23 protein-coding genes are annotated in these 13,055 nt (G+C 67.8%); 19 read left to right on the top strand and 4 right to left on the bottom strand.

Annotation, left to right across the window (positions count from 1 at the left end):
- On the bottom strand, positions 1–424 hold a 424-nt coding region (locus AB1285_RS26815; RefSeq protein ID WP_429978240.1), incomplete at its 3' end, for a hypothetical protein.
- Between the two features lie 101 nt (positions 425–525).
- Here AB1285_RS26815 and AB1285_RS26810 point away from each other — a divergent pair.
- The gene (locus AB1285_RS26810) at positions 526–1,170 is read left to right on the top strand and encodes a hypothetical protein (protein WP_005050824.1); all 645 of its coding nucleotides are present in this window, start codon (positions 526–528) and stop codon (positions 1,168–1,170) included.
- Between the two features lie 139 nt (positions 1,171–1,309).
- On the top strand, positions 1,310–1,894 hold the full coding sequence (locus AB1285_RS26805; RefSeq protein ID WP_005050822.1) for a DUF6927 domain-containing protein: 585 nt from the start codon (positions 1,310–1,312) through the stop codon (positions 1,892–1,894).
- A 55-nt stretch (positions 1,895–1,949) separates the two neighbouring features.
- On the opposite strand, the gene AB1285_RS26800 is transcribed toward AB1285_RS26805, so the two are convergent.
- Positions 1,950–3,131: a hypothetical protein gene (locus AB1285_RS26800; RefSeq protein ID WP_005050820.1), complete on the bottom strand. Its 1,182-nt coding sequence runs from the start codon at positions 3,129–3,131 to the stop codon at positions 1,950–1,952.
- Entirely contained in the window at positions 3,131–3,391 is a 261-nt protein-coding gene (locus AB1285_RS26795) for a hypothetical protein (RefSeq protein WP_005050818.1), read from the bottom strand. Before AB1285_RS26795 ends, AB1285_RS26800 begins: the two co-directional genes overlap by 1 nt.
- A gap of 159 nt (positions 3,392–3,550) precedes the next feature.
- On the opposite strand from AB1285_RS26795, the gene AB1285_RS26790 reads away from it, so the two are divergent.
- From AB1285_RS26790 to AB1285_RS26710, 17 genes are all read left to right on the top strand, one after another.
- Positions 3,551–3,838, top strand: coding sequence for a hypothetical protein (locus AB1285_RS26790; RefSeq protein ID WP_005050816.1), 288 nt, complete (start codon positions 3,551–3,553; stop codon positions 3,836–3,838).
- Positions 3,835–4,080, top strand: a complete 246-nt coding sequence (locus AB1285_RS26785; RefSeq protein ID WP_005050814.1) for a hypothetical protein — start codon at positions 3,835–3,837, stop codon at positions 4,078–4,080. The genes AB1285_RS26790 and AB1285_RS26785 overlap by 4 nt, the downstream gene beginning before the upstream one ends.
- Before the next feature lie 127 nt (positions 4,081–4,207).
- A complete protein-coding gene (locus AB1285_RS26780) occupies positions 4,208–4,420 on the top strand; it encodes a hypothetical protein (protein WP_429978239.1) in 213 nt (70 codons plus the stop codon).
- Between the two features lie 260 nt (positions 4,421–4,680).
- Positions 4,681–5,451, top strand: coding sequence for a hypothetical protein (locus AB1285_RS26775; protein WP_193599316.1), 771 nt, complete (start codon positions 4,681–4,683; stop codon positions 5,449–5,451).
- Positions 5,452–5,462: 11 nt separating this feature from the next.
- A complete protein-coding gene (locus AB1285_RS26770) occupies positions 5,463–5,912 on the top strand; it encodes a hypothetical protein (RefSeq protein ID WP_193599315.1) in 450 nt (149 codons plus the stop codon).
- Positions 5,913–5,965: 53 nt separating this feature from the next.
- Positions 5,966–6,142, top strand: coding sequence for a hypothetical protein (locus tag AB1285_RS26765; RefSeq protein ID WP_193599314.1), 177 nt, complete (start codon positions 5,966–5,968; stop codon positions 6,140–6,142).
- A 54-nt stretch (positions 6,143–6,196) separates the two neighbouring features.
- Positions 6,197–6,658: a hypothetical protein gene (locus AB1285_RS26760; protein ID WP_005051910.1), complete on the top strand. Its 462-nt coding sequence runs from the start codon at positions 6,197–6,199 to the stop codon at positions 6,656–6,658.
- 11 nt (positions 6,659–6,669) lie between these two features.
- On the top strand, positions 6,670–7,965 hold the full coding sequence (locus tag AB1285_RS26755; protein ID WP_193599313.1) for a hypothetical protein: 1,296 nt from the start codon (positions 6,670–6,672) through the stop codon (positions 7,963–7,965).
- A gap of 22 nt (positions 7,966–7,987) precedes the next feature.
- Positions 7,988–8,251, top strand: a complete 264-nt coding sequence (locus AB1285_RS26750) for a hypothetical protein (RefSeq protein ID WP_005050711.1) — start codon at positions 7,988–7,990, stop codon at positions 8,249–8,251.
- Positions 8,248–8,439, top strand: a complete 192-nt coding sequence (locus AB1285_RS26745) for a hypothetical protein (RefSeq protein WP_005050712.1) — start codon at positions 8,248–8,250, stop codon at positions 8,437–8,439. The genes AB1285_RS26750 and AB1285_RS26745 overlap by 4 nt, the downstream gene beginning before the upstream one ends.
- Positions 8,433–8,873 (top strand): hypothetical protein, encoded by a 441-nt coding sequence (locus AB1285_RS26740; RefSeq protein ID WP_005050713.1) that lies wholly within the window; start codon positions 8,433–8,435, stop codon positions 8,871–8,873. The genes AB1285_RS26745 and AB1285_RS26740 overlap by 7 nt, the downstream gene beginning before the upstream one ends.
- Before the next feature lie 164 nt (positions 8,874–9,037).
- Positions 9,038–9,337 carry a hypothetical protein gene (locus tag AB1285_RS26735; protein ID WP_005050714.1) on the top strand — a complete coding sequence of 100 codons (300 nt, stop codon included), beginning with the start codon at positions 9,038–9,040 and terminating at the stop codon, positions 9,335–9,337.
- Between the two features lie 45 nt (positions 9,338–9,382).
- The gene (locus AB1285_RS26730) at positions 9,383–9,604 is read left to right on the top strand and encodes a hypothetical protein (protein ID WP_005050716.1); all 222 of its coding nucleotides are present in this window, start codon (positions 9,383–9,385) and stop codon (positions 9,602–9,604) included.
- Positions 9,597–10,037: a hypothetical protein gene (locus AB1285_RS26725; RefSeq protein ID WP_005050717.1), complete on the top strand. Its 441-nt coding sequence runs from the start codon at positions 9,597–9,599 to the stop codon at positions 10,035–10,037. Before AB1285_RS26730 ends, AB1285_RS26725 begins: the two co-directional genes overlap by 8 nt.
- Complete coding sequence (locus AB1285_RS26720; protein WP_005050718.1) at positions 10,034–10,318, top strand: hypothetical protein; 285 nt, start codon at positions 10,034–10,036, stop codon at positions 10,316–10,318. Before AB1285_RS26725 ends, AB1285_RS26720 begins: the two co-directional genes overlap by 4 nt.
- Entirely contained in the window at positions 10,315–10,443 is a 129-nt protein-coding gene (locus AB1285_RS26715; RefSeq protein WP_264674921.1) for a hypothetical protein, read from the top strand. Before AB1285_RS26720 ends, AB1285_RS26715 begins: the two co-directional genes overlap by 4 nt.
- A 109-nt stretch (positions 10,444–10,552) precedes the next feature.
- Positions 10,553–11,956, top strand: coding sequence for a hypothetical protein (locus AB1285_RS26710; RefSeq protein WP_005050720.1), 1,404 nt, complete (start codon positions 10,553–10,555; stop codon positions 11,954–11,956).
- 303 nt (positions 11,957–12,259) lie between these two features.
- Here the strand turns inward: AB1285_RS26710 and AB1285_RS26705 are convergent.
- Positions 12,260–13,055: IS256 family transposase (locus AB1285_RS26705; RefSeq protein ID WP_429978238.1), on the bottom strand; the 796-nt coding region annotated here is incomplete at its 5' end.

The raw sequence follows: 13,055 nt of genomic DNA, 5'->3' as shown, positions 1-13,055 counted from the left end.
ACTCCTCCGGCGTCGTCACCCACGCAACGAGCAGCTCGTCTTGATCGGCCAGCTGCCAGATCGAACGCCCGCCCTGGTGGCTGGCACCCTTCCGCGCGAACTGCCCCAGCCGCTTGCGCAGCCCGCCCACTTTCGCCTCTGCCTTGCCGATGTACAGCACCGGCGTCCCCGACACCCACCGAGCCGCGAGGTCATCCAAAGGGTAGGCGGATCCCGCCCGCGCTCGCGTCAGCTCGAGCAGCTCCGGCGACGTCGCCGCCGGACGCAGCACCACGTAGATCCCCGCCTCAGTCGGCACCCTCGCGGCCGCAAGATCCGCGAATCGAACGAACCCCACGAACCCGACCGCCTCGAGCGAGGCCCGATCCCACACGGCCGGCATCCGCAGCCCACCCGCCTCGCCGTCGCGATGGGTCGTCTTCATCGACGCATCGTCTCACGGCACCACAGGCGATGTCCCGGCTCCGGGCAACAGACCCCTCGGCTATGGTCTGAGCTACAGACGCCTGATGAGGAGACTCGTTCATGCCCAACGTAGACAGCAGCGGCCGCGACAGTTTCGGGCGGCGTGTAGAGACAGGGCTGGCAGCTGAACTCTTCAAGCAGCTCAAGCCGCTGCTTCTCGAAAGTGACATCGACCTCGACAGCGGCAAGGCCTACACAATCGACGAGATCAACGATGGCCTACAGGTGGCGATCCAACGTCACAACTTCATCATGGCGGTGCCTACAGGTGAGGCTCGAAAAGAGGCGTTCCGCGCGATACGGCTCGCTGCAGAGTACTTGTGGGAGGCCGACTACGAAGACTTCTCCGACTTCCTCACCGGGATGACCCCCGACGAAGAACCAACCCCCGCGCAGATCATCGGGACGACGCTCAGCCTCCTGGATTCCTGGTTCGAGGACGAGGTTCTCACCGGGGCAATCGCGCGCCCATCCTTCACCGAACGCTGGGACGAGGAGTCAAGCAAGATCATGTACGAGATCTTCGAGCGAGCCAGAGAGCACAGAGCTTTCGACTCCTACTCGGAGTTCATCGGCCGTTGGGGCGGACTCGTCGTGATGACGTTTGCAATCGGCGTGGTCTTCGAGGGCCTCTACGCATGGAGTGAAGACGACGACTACTTCGTCGATGTCGCTGACGAACTTCTTGACCCCGAGGCCTGGTAGCCCCTTCGCTCTCCCCCGAGCTCGGCCCCGCGCTCGCGCTCGCCATCCCGCCGCCGTCGTTGTTGCTGTCACGTCGGCGATGTCGGAGGCCTCCCTTAGCCTGTGAATGTCACATTCACTAGCAACCGAGGAGGACACCATGGGTGCCACATCCACTCACAAGACGGCCGGCGTCAGCGTCAGCGACTACTTCGCGGACTACTTCACCAACGCCACGATCATCGCCAGCGGCACCCGCCGCGACCCCGACTACATCGGCGGGAGCTACGACTGGCCCTACGAGTTCTACGCCGCGGTGCGCTACAACGACGGCCACCCCCACGCCGGGGAGGTCTTCGCGTTCGTCGTGCTCTACTCCGTCGCCCCGTCCAGCTACTACAACTTCACGTACAAGGACATGGACGAGACGGTCGGCCCCGGCGCAGTCCACGCACCCCGCCGGGTGCTCGAGGCCCTCACCCCGACCGACCACGAGTACGCCAACCAGTGGCGCGCCGCCTGCTGGGCGAACCTCGAGCTCGAGGAAGCCAAGCCCCGCGTCCGCCGCGGCGACCACATCCGCTTCGCAGAGCCGTTCACCTTCGGAGGAGGGCTGCAGACCACCACGGAGACCGTCTTCGAGGTCGAAGGGCGCGACGTGCTCCGCGTGATCGACCACCACGGCGTGCGCGTGCGCATCCCCCGCTGGCGGGCACGCAGCTACGCGCTCGCCGCAGCCAGCTGAGCGAGTGCGGGGCGCCCCACACAGGGACGCCCCGCAGTCCTCACCGCGCAGCTGCTCACGCGCCGGGGCGCCGGCGCCAGTGACCGGCGATCTCCCGTCCTGCGCGCGTGTGCTCCGGCACCCACACCATCCCCCGCCCATCCGGGAGCGCGACAGGCTTGACCAGCCCATCTAGGGACTCCTCGAGCATCAGCGCCGCCGTATGGCGATCGCCACCCGCCGCGAGGTACTCCTGGCCTCCCGCGGCGTCGAAGACCCGCTGACGCAGCTCCGCGGGCGCGTCGAGGCTGTCTCCCCGCAGTCGCCGTGCAACGGCATCCATCCGAACCTCTTCACGGATCTCCGATATCCTGCCCGCGCCCGTGCGCAGCTGCCGCCGGAACCGCGACAGCTGCGCATCCCGTCGACGCGCCAATGGCGACCTCGCCCGCCACGCCTCGAGCGCCGCCTGATCCAGCGGTGTGTACTCCGCCATGACCCGCTTCCGCGCGCTCACCGCCCGGTCCCGCTCGAAGAACTCCCGCGACTCCGCCTCATGCGCTCGCCGCTCTGCTGCCGGGGACCGACGCACGCGCTTTGCCGGCAACCCCAACGACTTGAGGCGGCGAGCCAGCCGCTTCGACTCACGGTTGGACTGCAGCGCCCGCTCATACACATCCGGGTTCTCAGCCCGATACTGCCGCTGCCACTCGGTCAGGTGTTCCCGGTTGCGCTGCTGCCAGTCCCGCGACGACGCCTTCACCTTCTCCGGGCTCTGATCTCGACGCTGTCTCGCCCTGGCCAGCACCGCGTCACGGTTGCGCTCGTAGTAGCGCCGCGAGTACTCCGCCGTCTTCTCTGGGTGCTCCGCGTGCCACCGCCTGATCGTCTCGCGCTTGCGCTCACGGTTAGCCTCGGTCCACCGCCGCACCCGCTCGCGGTCCTTCTCGCGCCGCTCCTTCTGCGCTCGCATCTTCCGCGACCGCTCCCGCATGTACTCCCGGTTCTTCCGGTTCACTTCGTCACGGTTCTCCGCGTGATACTTCGCCCGGTACGCGCGGATCTCCTCGCGATGCTCCTCGCGATACCGCTTCGCGTAGTCCCGCTTCGGATCGGCCGCAGCGCTCGCCGCAGCCGACTGCTCCTGCTCGGCGCGCTTCGCCTGCTGGCGTGCCTGACCCGCTCGCAGCCATGCCGCGTGAGGGTCGGTTGGTCCGCCAACCGGTCGCGCCGACGAGTCGTCGACGCCGGCGGACATTACGACTCCGCTGGCGCCAGCTCGAGCAACGTCTGGAACAGGGCGTACCGGTGAGCTGTCGGGTTGGTGATCGCCAGGCCGACCGCCTCTCGCAGCGGGGCGCGTTGCTCATCGGTCAGGTCGGTCACCGGCTCGAGGCACCAATCAACGTCGGTGTCGACGGTGTAGTCCGGCTCGTCGATGTGAATCTCTGGGTAGTACGAGATCGCCGCCAGCCCCACGCGCTGCAGGACGTCGTCTACCTCTTCGCGACTCGGCATCGCTCCTCCTCTCGTCGCGGGCTTGTGCCCGTCTGAGGGGTATAGGCCGCATCCCGGCTGCTTCGCGGACACAGAGTGCATCGCTCGCTCGCCGGCGCAATGTCGGACCCCCACCGTAGCCTATGAATGTCACATTCACCACCTACTACGGAGGACACCATGAAGCTCACCCTCAACTTCGGGCACCGCCAGGAAGAGATCGACCTGGGTGAACCCGACGCCCGCGACGGGCTGTTCGACAACGGCGAGATCGGCGCCTACGCCGGGAACATCTACCTGTACGTCGACGGCCGCGAGTACGGGTCGCTGTTCATCCACCACGACGACCAGGGGCCGATCATCGAGCTCGGCCAGTTCGACGAGACCGCCGACGAGTGGGTGACCCGCGCCGCGCTACGCGCCCTGCCGGCACACGTCGCGCAGCCGCTCGAGAACGCCGGCGCATGAACGGCCACGAAGGCGGCTCCAAGACCGTTGGCCGGTGGTACGTCGAGGTCAGCCCCCTCGGTGTGATCGCCGGCCCCCTCGAATCCGGGGCCACCTACACCACGACCACCCTCCGGTTCCCCATCGGATGGCGCGTCGGAAAGGTGTGGAGCAACGGCGTCGCGTCCGGCCCTCCCGAAATCTTCGGCATCCCCCGTCGAGTCGTCAGCGCCGCAGCCGGCATCGCCAGACAGATGCAATAGACCGAGCTGAGGGCGGCGGCAACTCCGCCGCCCTCAGTGACGCACTCGCGATGTCCCCCAGCGATGTCCGACCCCCTCCCTAAGCTGTGAATGTCACATTCACTAGCCGACGATCCGGGAGGACACCATGGCAACCATCAACCAGCACCCGTCCGGCGTCGCGGACTGGGCCACCATCTGCGCCTGGATCCACGAGAACCGCCCCGACCTTTGGGAAGGGCTCGGCCCCGCCGACGAGGACCGCGCACACCGCGAGCTGATCCAGCAGATGCAGGCCAGATCGCCACTTGACCTCCGGGCAGGAAACACCTACCCTAGTAAATGTCACATTCACTACTAACTGAGTAGAGGGAGAACCCACAGACCCACAACCAGGGGAACCGCGCAACGCCGTTCCCCTCCCAGGGACAGGCGCCACACCGCAGCCTGACGAGCGCTCGCCGCGCTCGCCGCCATGTCCCTCCCGGCGACCCGCCGTCCTCCCAACCAGGTCGCCGCCGCGGGGGCGGCTCCGTGACACAGCCGCCCCCGCCCCTTCCCCTTCATGTCCGCGAAGAGAACGATCCGCGGCCTATACCCACAGACGAACCGGAGGATCCCATGGACAGCATCGACACCACCGCACCGGCCGATTGGCACGACTTCTACGTCGACCCCTTCCCCGGCCGCAAGGGCTCCGAGCGGATCACCGACACCTGCGGCAAGTGCATCGGCACCGGCCTGTACACCGCGCCGACACATTTCACCGATGGCCAGGGGCGCCCGATCTGCTTCGACTGCCGCGGCACCGGCACCCGCAGCCGCCTCGTCAGCAGCGCCCGCGCCACCGCACGAGCCCACGCGAAGGCACACGCCGAGCACGTCGACACAACACGGGCGATCACCGCCCGCCGCGCCGCCTTCGAGGCCGAGCACCCCGGCCTCCGCGACCAGCTCACCGAGGCACACCTGAGCATGCGAGACGGAAACCCGCTGCGCGAGAAGATCGGCTACATCCTCGACTCCCTCGAGGACTACACCGGCACCCTCGACGACGACGAGGTCCGCACCGCCCACGAGCTGCTCGAGCAGTACGAGCTCGAGCTGGCCGCGCGCCGCCCGGTCCCCACCGGGCGCACCCTCATCCAGGGCGAGATCCTCGCGACCAAGACCACCGACACTCAGTGGGGAATCACCGTCAAGATCCTCGTCCAGGGCGAGGGCTGGCGCGTATGGGGCACCAAGCCCTCCGAGATCTCCACCGCCGCCCGCGGCGACGTCGTCGCGTTCACCGCCACCGTCTCCGCTTCCGACGACGACGACAGCTTCGGCTTCTACTCCCGGCCCACCAAGGCACACATCATCGCCGCCGGCATCCGCCGCACCGCATGAACGAGCGCCTCATGAACAGCCGCACCAGCCTGACCATCTACCCCGCCCACGACGAGAAGTCTCTGCTCCCACCGACGCCGATCCTCGTCGACGAGCACTACTTCGTGCGCGCCGGGCTCGAGCAGCTCCCCGCACGACTCATCGGATTCAGCCCCGCCGGCGCGCTCGCCATCACGGCATGGGTTCACGACGTGTTCCGCACCCCCGAGCTCGCACGCGACCTGTACCCGATCTTCATCATCGCCGGCCACGTCCAGGCGTATCCGATCCCCGCAGCCAGAGTCACCGTGCGCGAGCCATCCGGCGTCGTCCAGGTCGTCATCACAGACCCCCGCGGCAAGCGATACCGCCCGTACCTCGGAGAGGACCGCGACGTCGCCGACCGCATCGCCGCCGCCTGGGGTTCCCACCGCGGCTACTCCGCCACCGTCCAACCGATCACCCCGGCAACAAGCGCCTGACCACGCGAACGGAGATCACCATGCGCTGCCTTATGTGCGAAGAGCCGACCACCATGTACATCCCCTCCGACGACGTCGACGGGATCGGGCTGCACAGCTGCGGCGCGTGCGGCTTCGAGATCGAAGCTCCCCGCGACGAGCCCGTGCGGATGATTCCCGTCAACGAGCGTCGAGAGCGGCCCGTCGACGTGACGACGACGACGGTTGCGAAGACCCTGCAACCTCTCTAGTATCAGTGAATGTCACATTCACTACTTTCTTACTGATCCGAGGAGTGCTCCCCAATGAGCGAAGAGGCAGCGACCGTCACCGAGGAAGTCGTCTACGTCGGCCGCAAGGCCGCGAGTAATGGAAAGCTCGCGCACTGGTATCGGACGCTCGACGACGGTGAGCTCACCAGCAAGGAGCTCGGCTCGTACAAGCCGTACACGTCGGCTCCGGTGGGCGCGATCATCACGATCACCCGCCCCGCCGGCGAGCCGACCGTGCTCTACACGGGCGGACAGTACACGCCACGGATCACCGGCAGATACGCCGACACAGCCGCCACCGACGAGTGGCGCGTGGCCGATCAAGCGGAGGCGCAGCGGGATGCGAATGAGCGGCGCATCAAGCGGGATCTCGACGGTCTGCCCGAGGAGTTCACCACGGCGCTAGACACCGTTGGTGCGCACTTCTCACGGCTCAACGCCCCGCAGCGGGCAGCACTGTTGACCCTGGTCACCGCGAAGCTCCTCCGCTACTGAGGTCGACCGTCATGTCCACCCTCGATCTCCTCGACGACCGCTTCCCGCACGGTACCCCGGACGGGTACCGCCACGGATGCCGCACTGCCGCGTGCCCCGCGCTGATCCCCTGCCGCACCGTCCACACCCGCTACGTGGGCGACTACTCCTTCGCGAAGCTCATCGACGCCGGCACACCGCTCGCCGAGATCCTCGAGCGCGACGAGGCCGCGCGTGCCGAGTCGCGGCAACGGGACAAGATCGCCGCTCGAGAAGAGCGCCGTGCCGCCGTCGAAGCCACACGCCCCCGTCGACCCAAGCCGACCCCCAAACCGAAGCCGGCGCGCGCCAACACACCCAAACCCCCGCGCATGCCGAAGGAGGCGCCGGCGCCGGCGCCGACCGCACGGCCTCGCCCGTCGACGCCGCGGCCGCGCACCCATCCCGGCTACCAGTGGCTCGACAAGGCACGCAGCGACGCCGAGAAGCTCCCCGCAGAGCTCGCCAGCGCGTTCTCAGAGGCACTCGACGGCTACGAAGCGGACCTCGATCGTCACGTCGACGAGCTCGAGCAGTGGCGCAAAGACCACCGAGAGCTGCGCGGCCAGCTGCGCGCCGCGGCCGAGACCCTCAAGACGGCCACCATCGCCGCCGGCACCGGCCTCTCCGTCGGAGGGGTGATCGAGAGAGCGCTGCAGGAGGCAACCCTGCGGCACCAGTCCGCCGTCGACGCCCTCGCAGACCACGATCGCCCTTCCCCACCGGCCAGGCCACGCACACCGCGACTTCGGACCGCGCGTGCTGCCCGAACCTCGCAGCCGAGGCAGCTGCAGCCGCACGGCACCAACGCATGCCGAGCGCGCGGCTGCGACCGCCCCGAGTGCATCGAAGCCGGCCGCGAGTATCACCGGCAGTGGATGGCGAACCGGAAGGCGCAGAGCATCCCGCTCGAGCACCACGGGACCGCCTACGGCTACCAGCTCGGCTGCAAGGACCGCGACCACTGCCCCGCGGAGATCTCGTGCGCCGATGCGTCACTGGCTGAGGAACGGCGCCGACGCCGGGAGGCCGGCATCGCCCCGCAGGCCCCGCGCGTGCCCGCCGAGCCGATCCGACAGCACGTCCGCCAGCTCATGGCATCCGGCATGACCGTCCTCGAGATCGCCGACCAGGCACAGGTGTCCAAGACCGGCGTGAAGATCCTCCTCTACGGCCGCTCAGGCACCCGCAAAGGAGAGCTGCCCCGCGAGATCGAAGCAGAGAAAGCACGACGACTGCTCGCCCTGCAGCCGACTACCGCAGCCACGAAGTTCGCCCGCTCCGCCTGACACCAACATCAGGAAGGCCACCATGAACGACCGCACCACACCTACCACCACCATCACGATCCAAGTGCCCAGCACCGCACCCGAGGACGTGATCTCACGAGTCACCGCGCTCGGCGCGGAGCTCGGCGCCCAAGGCGGAATCGACCAGGTGCTCCTCGAGCTCGTGCGCACCTGTCACGTCTGCGGCTGCACCGACGAGCGAGCATGCTTCGGCGGCTGCTGGTGGGTCAACGACGACGGCACCCCCGACCTCTGCTCGAGCTGCGAGGACAGGCCCCACCAATGACACAGGAAAGCACCGCCCGAACCTGCCTTGCCACCGCCACAGGGCAACGCGGCTACTGCGGACGCAAGACGTCATCGGCAGCCACCACGATCGCCGACGTGACCTGCAAAGACTGCGGCGCAGCCGTGCGTGCAGACCAGCAAGCCGGCATCCTCACCCCCGAGCTGACCGCGGCGATCGCATGCTGACCGCCAGCTGGTCATCATGGACTCCCGGACGCCCAGGAGGCGCGCTGCGCGGCGTCATCGACGACGTCGCCGACAAAGACACCCACCAGTCCGGCGAACGAGTGTGGCGCTGCGCCCACCATCACACCACCGAGGCCGACGCCACGCGATGCGCCACCACCGAGCTCAAGCGCCGCCAGAACGCCCGGCCGCTGAACTGGTCCCAACGAGTCACCATGCGGATGATCGCCGATGGCCGATCACTCTCCGGCGGCGCCAGCTACCTCGACACGACAGGCCTGGGGATCCCCGGCGGCACCATCCAGTCCCTCCGCAGGCGAGGACTGATCGAACGCTACTCGTGGGTCGAACCCGGCTGGGTGCTCACGAAAGTCGGCGTCGACGCCATCAACAGCGGCGCGTGCGACGAACCCGACAGCGGCCCCGACGACTGACCGCACCGACCTCCACAACCCGGATGTCCGCGAACACCCCCAACATCGGCCTATACCCAGCAAGAAGGGCCTGCAGCAACACCATGCACGGGGGTTCCCCCACCGGGCATGCAGGCGTATAGTCAGTGAATGTCACATTCACTGTTCGATTGAGGAGAAACGCCATGACCATCACCCAGACCGCCGCCCCCACGGGCACCGCGGTCACCATCACAGGAACCATCCGCACCCCGCTCACCCTCGTCCGCCGCCTCCCCGACCGCCGAGCACGAGTAGGGTTCCGCGTCGACACCGACGCCGGCCCCTACAACGTCCACGCCAACGGCGCCCTCGCCGAGCTGCTCCGACTGACAACGCACCGCGGGGACCGCGTCACCGTCCACGCCCCCGCCGCCACGTTCAGCCACCCTGACCAGACCATCCCCGACCTCGAAGCCGACAGCGTCGAACTCGACCTCCACTGACCCGCGACGAAGATGGACACCACCGACGCACTACCAGGGAGCACCATGACCCGCATCTTCCACGTCAACGGCAAGCCCGTCGACGTCACCGACGCCGCGGCCGTCCAGGCACTCACCCCGGACGAGTACGCCGACCTGCTCACGCAGACCCTCAACGACACCGACGCGAACGACACCGAGATCATCGGACTGCGCCAGGACCAGCCGCCCACCGGCACAGGGTTCATCATCATGAATCCGCCCACAGAGGAGGCCGAGCATGCCTAACCCCGCCCCCACCACGACCGGCACCGACAGCTCCCTCCTTACCCCCATCCAGCGCCAACGCGCACTCACCCTCTCCGACGCACTCTGGCGCCTCCGCACCGGCCAGCACGACGCCGGCGACGACATCACCCTGACCATCCCCGCACCCGCCATCGAAGGCATCGAGAAGATCCTGTTCGCCCTCGCCGAAGGGGATCTGCGGTTCGCGTCCGTGCGGGCCGGTCAGCTGATGGATGGTGTCAGCGCGGCGCTGCGCGATCGCGCAGTGGGGGAGCAGTGGCGGGCGGCGTTCGATCACGCCCGCCAGGACGGACACAACGAGGCCGAGGCGCGTGAGTTCGCCGACGAGTACGCCGCCTACGTGGAGGACCGGCAGTACGAGCTGCGCGACCCCGACCTGCCGATCCCCTCACCGAGCGAGTACACCCGATGACCGGGGCTGCGCCGTCGTCCGTCACTCTGGATGTGCGCGCGACGATCGTGCGAATAATCCAGCAGCACACCGACGAGCCTGACGAAGAGGCAGGTTTCATCGCCGACGACATCATGGACGCGCTGAACCTGGGCAGTGAGCTCACGGTCGCCGTCCCGAGGCCGCGGCGCCGCGGCGAGCATGAGTGGCCGTGCGCGCTGTTCTACACCGGCAATTGGAAAGGCCAGCAGCCACGCGCCCGATGCAGCTGCCCGCCGGTAGCGGATGGGTCCGTGTCATGAAGGATCCACGCCAGCTCTCGCAGGCCGAGCTCGACGAGTACCTCGACCAGCTCATCAATGAGGGGAACGATGACAGCCCCGAGTTCCACCGCGCGTACCAGGTCTGGGAGGAGCTCAACGGCTGACCCAGACCTCGACCGCACTCCTCGGGGCCCCGCTCACCGGCGGGGCCCGATTTCTGTCCGCGAACACCCCCAACACCGGCCTATACCCAGCAGACGAACGGGAGAGGCCATGTGCGACGACATCGACCACGGAGGGCGACGGTGCCCGTCGTCGACAGCCGCAGGGCAGCGGCGTCGGCGTGCGGAGAAGCGTGAGCAGAACGCCGAGAAGCAGCTCGAGGCCTTCATCGGGGCAACCCCGTTCCGGCCGGTCTCTGGCGAGCTGATGCGAATGAGCTCCCGCCCCAGCTACTACGACACCGACGAGTGGATCGAGTACGAAGACACCCTCCGCGCCGCCGCGGAACGCCACGGCATCGAGATCTCGGAACTGCAGCACGCAGACGGGCTCTGGGAAGGCGCATCTGAACCAGCCGGCGCCTACATCGTCCGTGCGGACAGCTTCGAGCAGGTCACCGACTGGGCGGGAGAGCTCGCAGGACGGTATGAGCAGGACAGCATCATGGCCGGGTACTTCGACCCGGACGGACCTGACCGGGTTTACAGCTTCGCCGCCGACACCGGCTCGCAGCTGCAAGTCCAGGAGACTCTCGACATCCTCCGCGCCGCCGGCGCACCAGGTGGCAGGCTCTACGACGGCAAGCTCGAGATCGCCGAACCCGCCGAGTACCCGCTGCCGGCATCCGCCGTGAACGCGATCGCCGCACGTCTCGGCACGTCGCCCACCTTCGCTCGAGCGCACGTCGCGTTCGTGCCAGGCACCGACAGCTACCAGCGCCACCAGCCCATCAAGGAGATCCAATCGCTCAGAGAGCGATACGCCGACGCGCACGGGTTCCCGCAACGCAAACCCATCCCCCGGCTGACCGAGCTCGACGACATCGCTGCAGCGCGAGCCTACGCGGCCGCAGCGCACGAACCCACCCACCCACAGGTCGCCCGGTCTTACCGAAGCCTGCGCCAGCACATCGGCGCGCAGTGGGACATGCTCACGGAAGCCGGCTACACCTTCGAGCCCTGGCACGGAGAGGCCGAGCAGCCCTATGCCGACTCCGCCGCGATGCTCGACGATCTGCGACAGAACAAGCATCTGTTCTACTTCCGCACCGAGGTCTCGCAGCACACCGAAGGCGCTCTACCGCCGGACCACCCGATGGCACGCACCGTGACCGTCACCCTCCCCTCGGGAGAGCGCGCGCCGATGCTCGCCAACGACGTGTTCCGCGCTGTCCACGACGCAATCGCCCACAGTGAAGGGCACCAATTCGGCCCCTACGGGGAGAAGCGCGCCTGGTGGACGCACCGGGCATGTCTCCCCCGCGAAGCGCGACTCGCGCTGTGGTGCGAGACGCGCGCACAGAACTGCTGGACCAACGCTGGCCCACACATGACTGCTGAGACCGAGCCCGGACACCCGCGCCTCCTCCGCCGAGGAGAAGAGGGCTGGATCCCGTTGAGTGACCGTCCCTACGCGCAGCAGAAGTGCTGCCGCGTGGACACCGCGCTCCTCTAGCGCGTCAGAGACCTCGGGCGATCTCGTGCGCCAGCGCCGAGGGGAACACCTCATAGTCGTCTGTACCGACCGCGAGGATCCTCACGGTCGCATCCTCCTCGAGGAAAGCGGCATTGTAGGTTCCCGCTCGAGATGGCATGAACCCCTCGCGATTCCACGGTAGTTGGCAACGGTTTCAGGGCCAGGATTCCACGCGAAATGGCATTTTCCTACAGTTGGTCCGACTCAACTCAGATGCCCGCTTGGGTGACGTCCCGCTGTGTGGTGGAGTTTCTCAACACCGTGCGGGTCAGCTGTTTTTGATTATGCCGCGGTCAGTTCCGGGATGGCCACCTCCTCGGGTTCGGTGAGGAGCAGGGCCATGGAGTGTTCGCTGAAGTAGCGGCGGTCGGCGCCGTCCCATTCGTCGTGCTGCTCGATGAGAACGTGCCCGGCGAGGCGGAGCAGCGCGGCAGGGTTCGGGAAGGTTCCGACGACGTCGGTGCGGCGTTTGATCTCCTTGTTGACCCGTTCGAGGGGGTTCGTGGACCAGATCTGACGCCAGTGCTGGAACGGGAACTGGCAGAACGCGAGGAGCTCGTCTTGCGCGTCCTCGAGCATGCCGGCGACTTTCGGATGCGACCGGGTCAGCATGCGCACGACTTCGTGGAACTGCGCGAACACGTGCTCCGTGTCGGGCTGGGCGAAGATCGTGCGGATGATCGACGCGACCATCGGGCCAGCGGTCTTGGGGACCGCGGTGAGCACATTCCGCATGAAATGAACCCGGCAGCGCTGCCAGCTGGCGCCTTGGAACACGGTCTGGATCGCGGCGACCAGCCCGGTGTGCGCGTCGGAGATCACCAGCTTCACCCCGCCGAGCCCACGGGCTTTCAGCGAGCGGAGGAAAGTCGTCCAGAACGGTTGCGACTCGGTCTCCCCGACCTCGAACCCGAGCACCTCACGGCGCCCATCCTGCGCGACCCCGACGGCGACGACCACGGCTTGGGAGACGACCCGGCGCCCGACACGGGCTTTGCAGTAGGTCGCGTCGAGGAACACATACGGGTAGGCCTGGTCGGCGAGGGGCCGGTCCCGGAACGCGGCGACGTCCTCGTCC

The sequence above is a fragment of the Microbacterium sp. NRRL B-14842 genome (genome assembly GCF_050470785.1).
The sequence above is the reverse complement of the archived record's forward strand: the minus strand, read 5'-3'. Positions and strand labels throughout refer to the sequence as shown.

Bases quoted from the DNA above. Each gene is read 5' to 3' on its own strand.
- AB1285_RS26755 (WP_193599313.1), top strand. From the start codon at position 6,670: ATGTCCACCCTCGATCTCCTCGACGACCGCTTCCCGCACGGTACCCCG.
- AB1285_RS26740 (WP_005050713.1), top strand. From the start codon at position 8,433: ATGCTGACCGCCAGCTGGTCATCATGGACTCCCGGACGCCCAGGAGGC.
- AB1285_RS26800 (WP_005050820.1), bottom strand. From the start codon at position 3,131: ATGTCCGCCGGCGTCGACGACTCGTCGGCGCGACCGGTTGGCGGACCA.
- AB1285_RS26735 (WP_005050714.1), top strand. From the start codon at position 9,038: ATGACCATCACCCAGACCGCCGCCCCCACGGGCACCGCGGTCACCATC.
- AB1285_RS26710 (WP_005050720.1), top strand. From the start codon at position 10,553: ATGTGCGACGACATCGACCACGGAGGGCGACGGTGCCCGTCGTCGACA.
- AB1285_RS26775 (WP_193599316.1), top strand. From the start codon at position 4,681: ATGGACAGCATCGACACCACCGCACCGGCCGATTGGCACGACTTCTAC.
- AB1285_RS26780 (WP_429978239.1), top strand. From the start codon at position 4,208: ATGGCAACCATCAACCAGCACCCGTCCGGCGTCGCGGACTGGGCCACC.
- AB1285_RS26785 (WP_005050814.1), top strand. From the start codon at position 3,835: ATGAACGGCCACGAAGGCGGCTCCAAGACCGTTGGCCGGTGGTACGTC.
- AB1285_RS26750 (WP_005050711.1), top strand. From the start codon at position 7,988: ATGAACGACCGCACCACACCTACCACCACCATCACGATCCAAGTGCCC.
- AB1285_RS26745 (WP_005050712.1), top strand. From the start codon at position 8,248: ATGACACAGGAAAGCACCGCCCGAACCTGCCTTGCCACCGCCACAGGG.
- AB1285_RS26810 (WP_005050824.1), top strand. From the start codon at position 526: ATGCCCAACGTAGACAGCAGCGGCCGCGACAGTTTCGGGCGGCGTGTA.
- AB1285_RS26790 (WP_005050816.1), top strand. From the start codon at position 3,551: ATGAAGCTCACCCTCAACTTCGGGCACCGCCAGGAAGAGATCGACCTG.
- AB1285_RS26765 (WP_193599314.1), top strand. From the start codon at position 5,966: ATGTACATCCCCTCCGACGACGTCGACGGGATCGGGCTGCACAGCTGC.
- AB1285_RS26725 (WP_005050717.1), top strand. From the start codon at position 9,597: ATGCCTAACCCCGCCCCCACCACGACCGGCACCGACAGCTCCCTCCTT.
- AB1285_RS26795 (WP_005050818.1), bottom strand. From the start codon at position 3,391: ATGCCGAGTCGCGAAGAGGTAGACGACGTCCTGCAGCGCGTGGGGCTG.
- AB1285_RS26730 (WP_005050716.1), top strand. From the start codon at position 9,383: ATGACCCGCATCTTCCACGTCAACGGCAAGCCCGTCGACGTCACCGAC.
- AB1285_RS26770 (WP_193599315.1), top strand. From the start codon at position 5,463: ATGAACAGCCGCACCAGCCTGACCATCTACCCCGCCCACGACGAGAAG.
- AB1285_RS26715 (WP_264674921.1), top strand. From the start codon at position 10,315: ATGAAGGATCCACGCCAGCTCTCGCAGGCCGAGCTCGACGAGTACCTC.
- AB1285_RS26805 (WP_005050822.1), top strand. From the start codon at position 1,310: ATGGGTGCCACATCCACTCACAAGACGGCCGGCGTCAGCGTCAGCGAC.
- AB1285_RS26760 (WP_005051910.1), top strand. From the start codon at position 6,197: ATGAGCGAAGAGGCAGCGACCGTCACCGAGGAAGTCGTCTACGTCGGC.
- AB1285_RS26720 (WP_005050718.1), top strand. From the start codon at position 10,034: ATGACCGGGGCTGCGCCGTCGTCCGTCACTCTGGATGTGCGCGCGACG.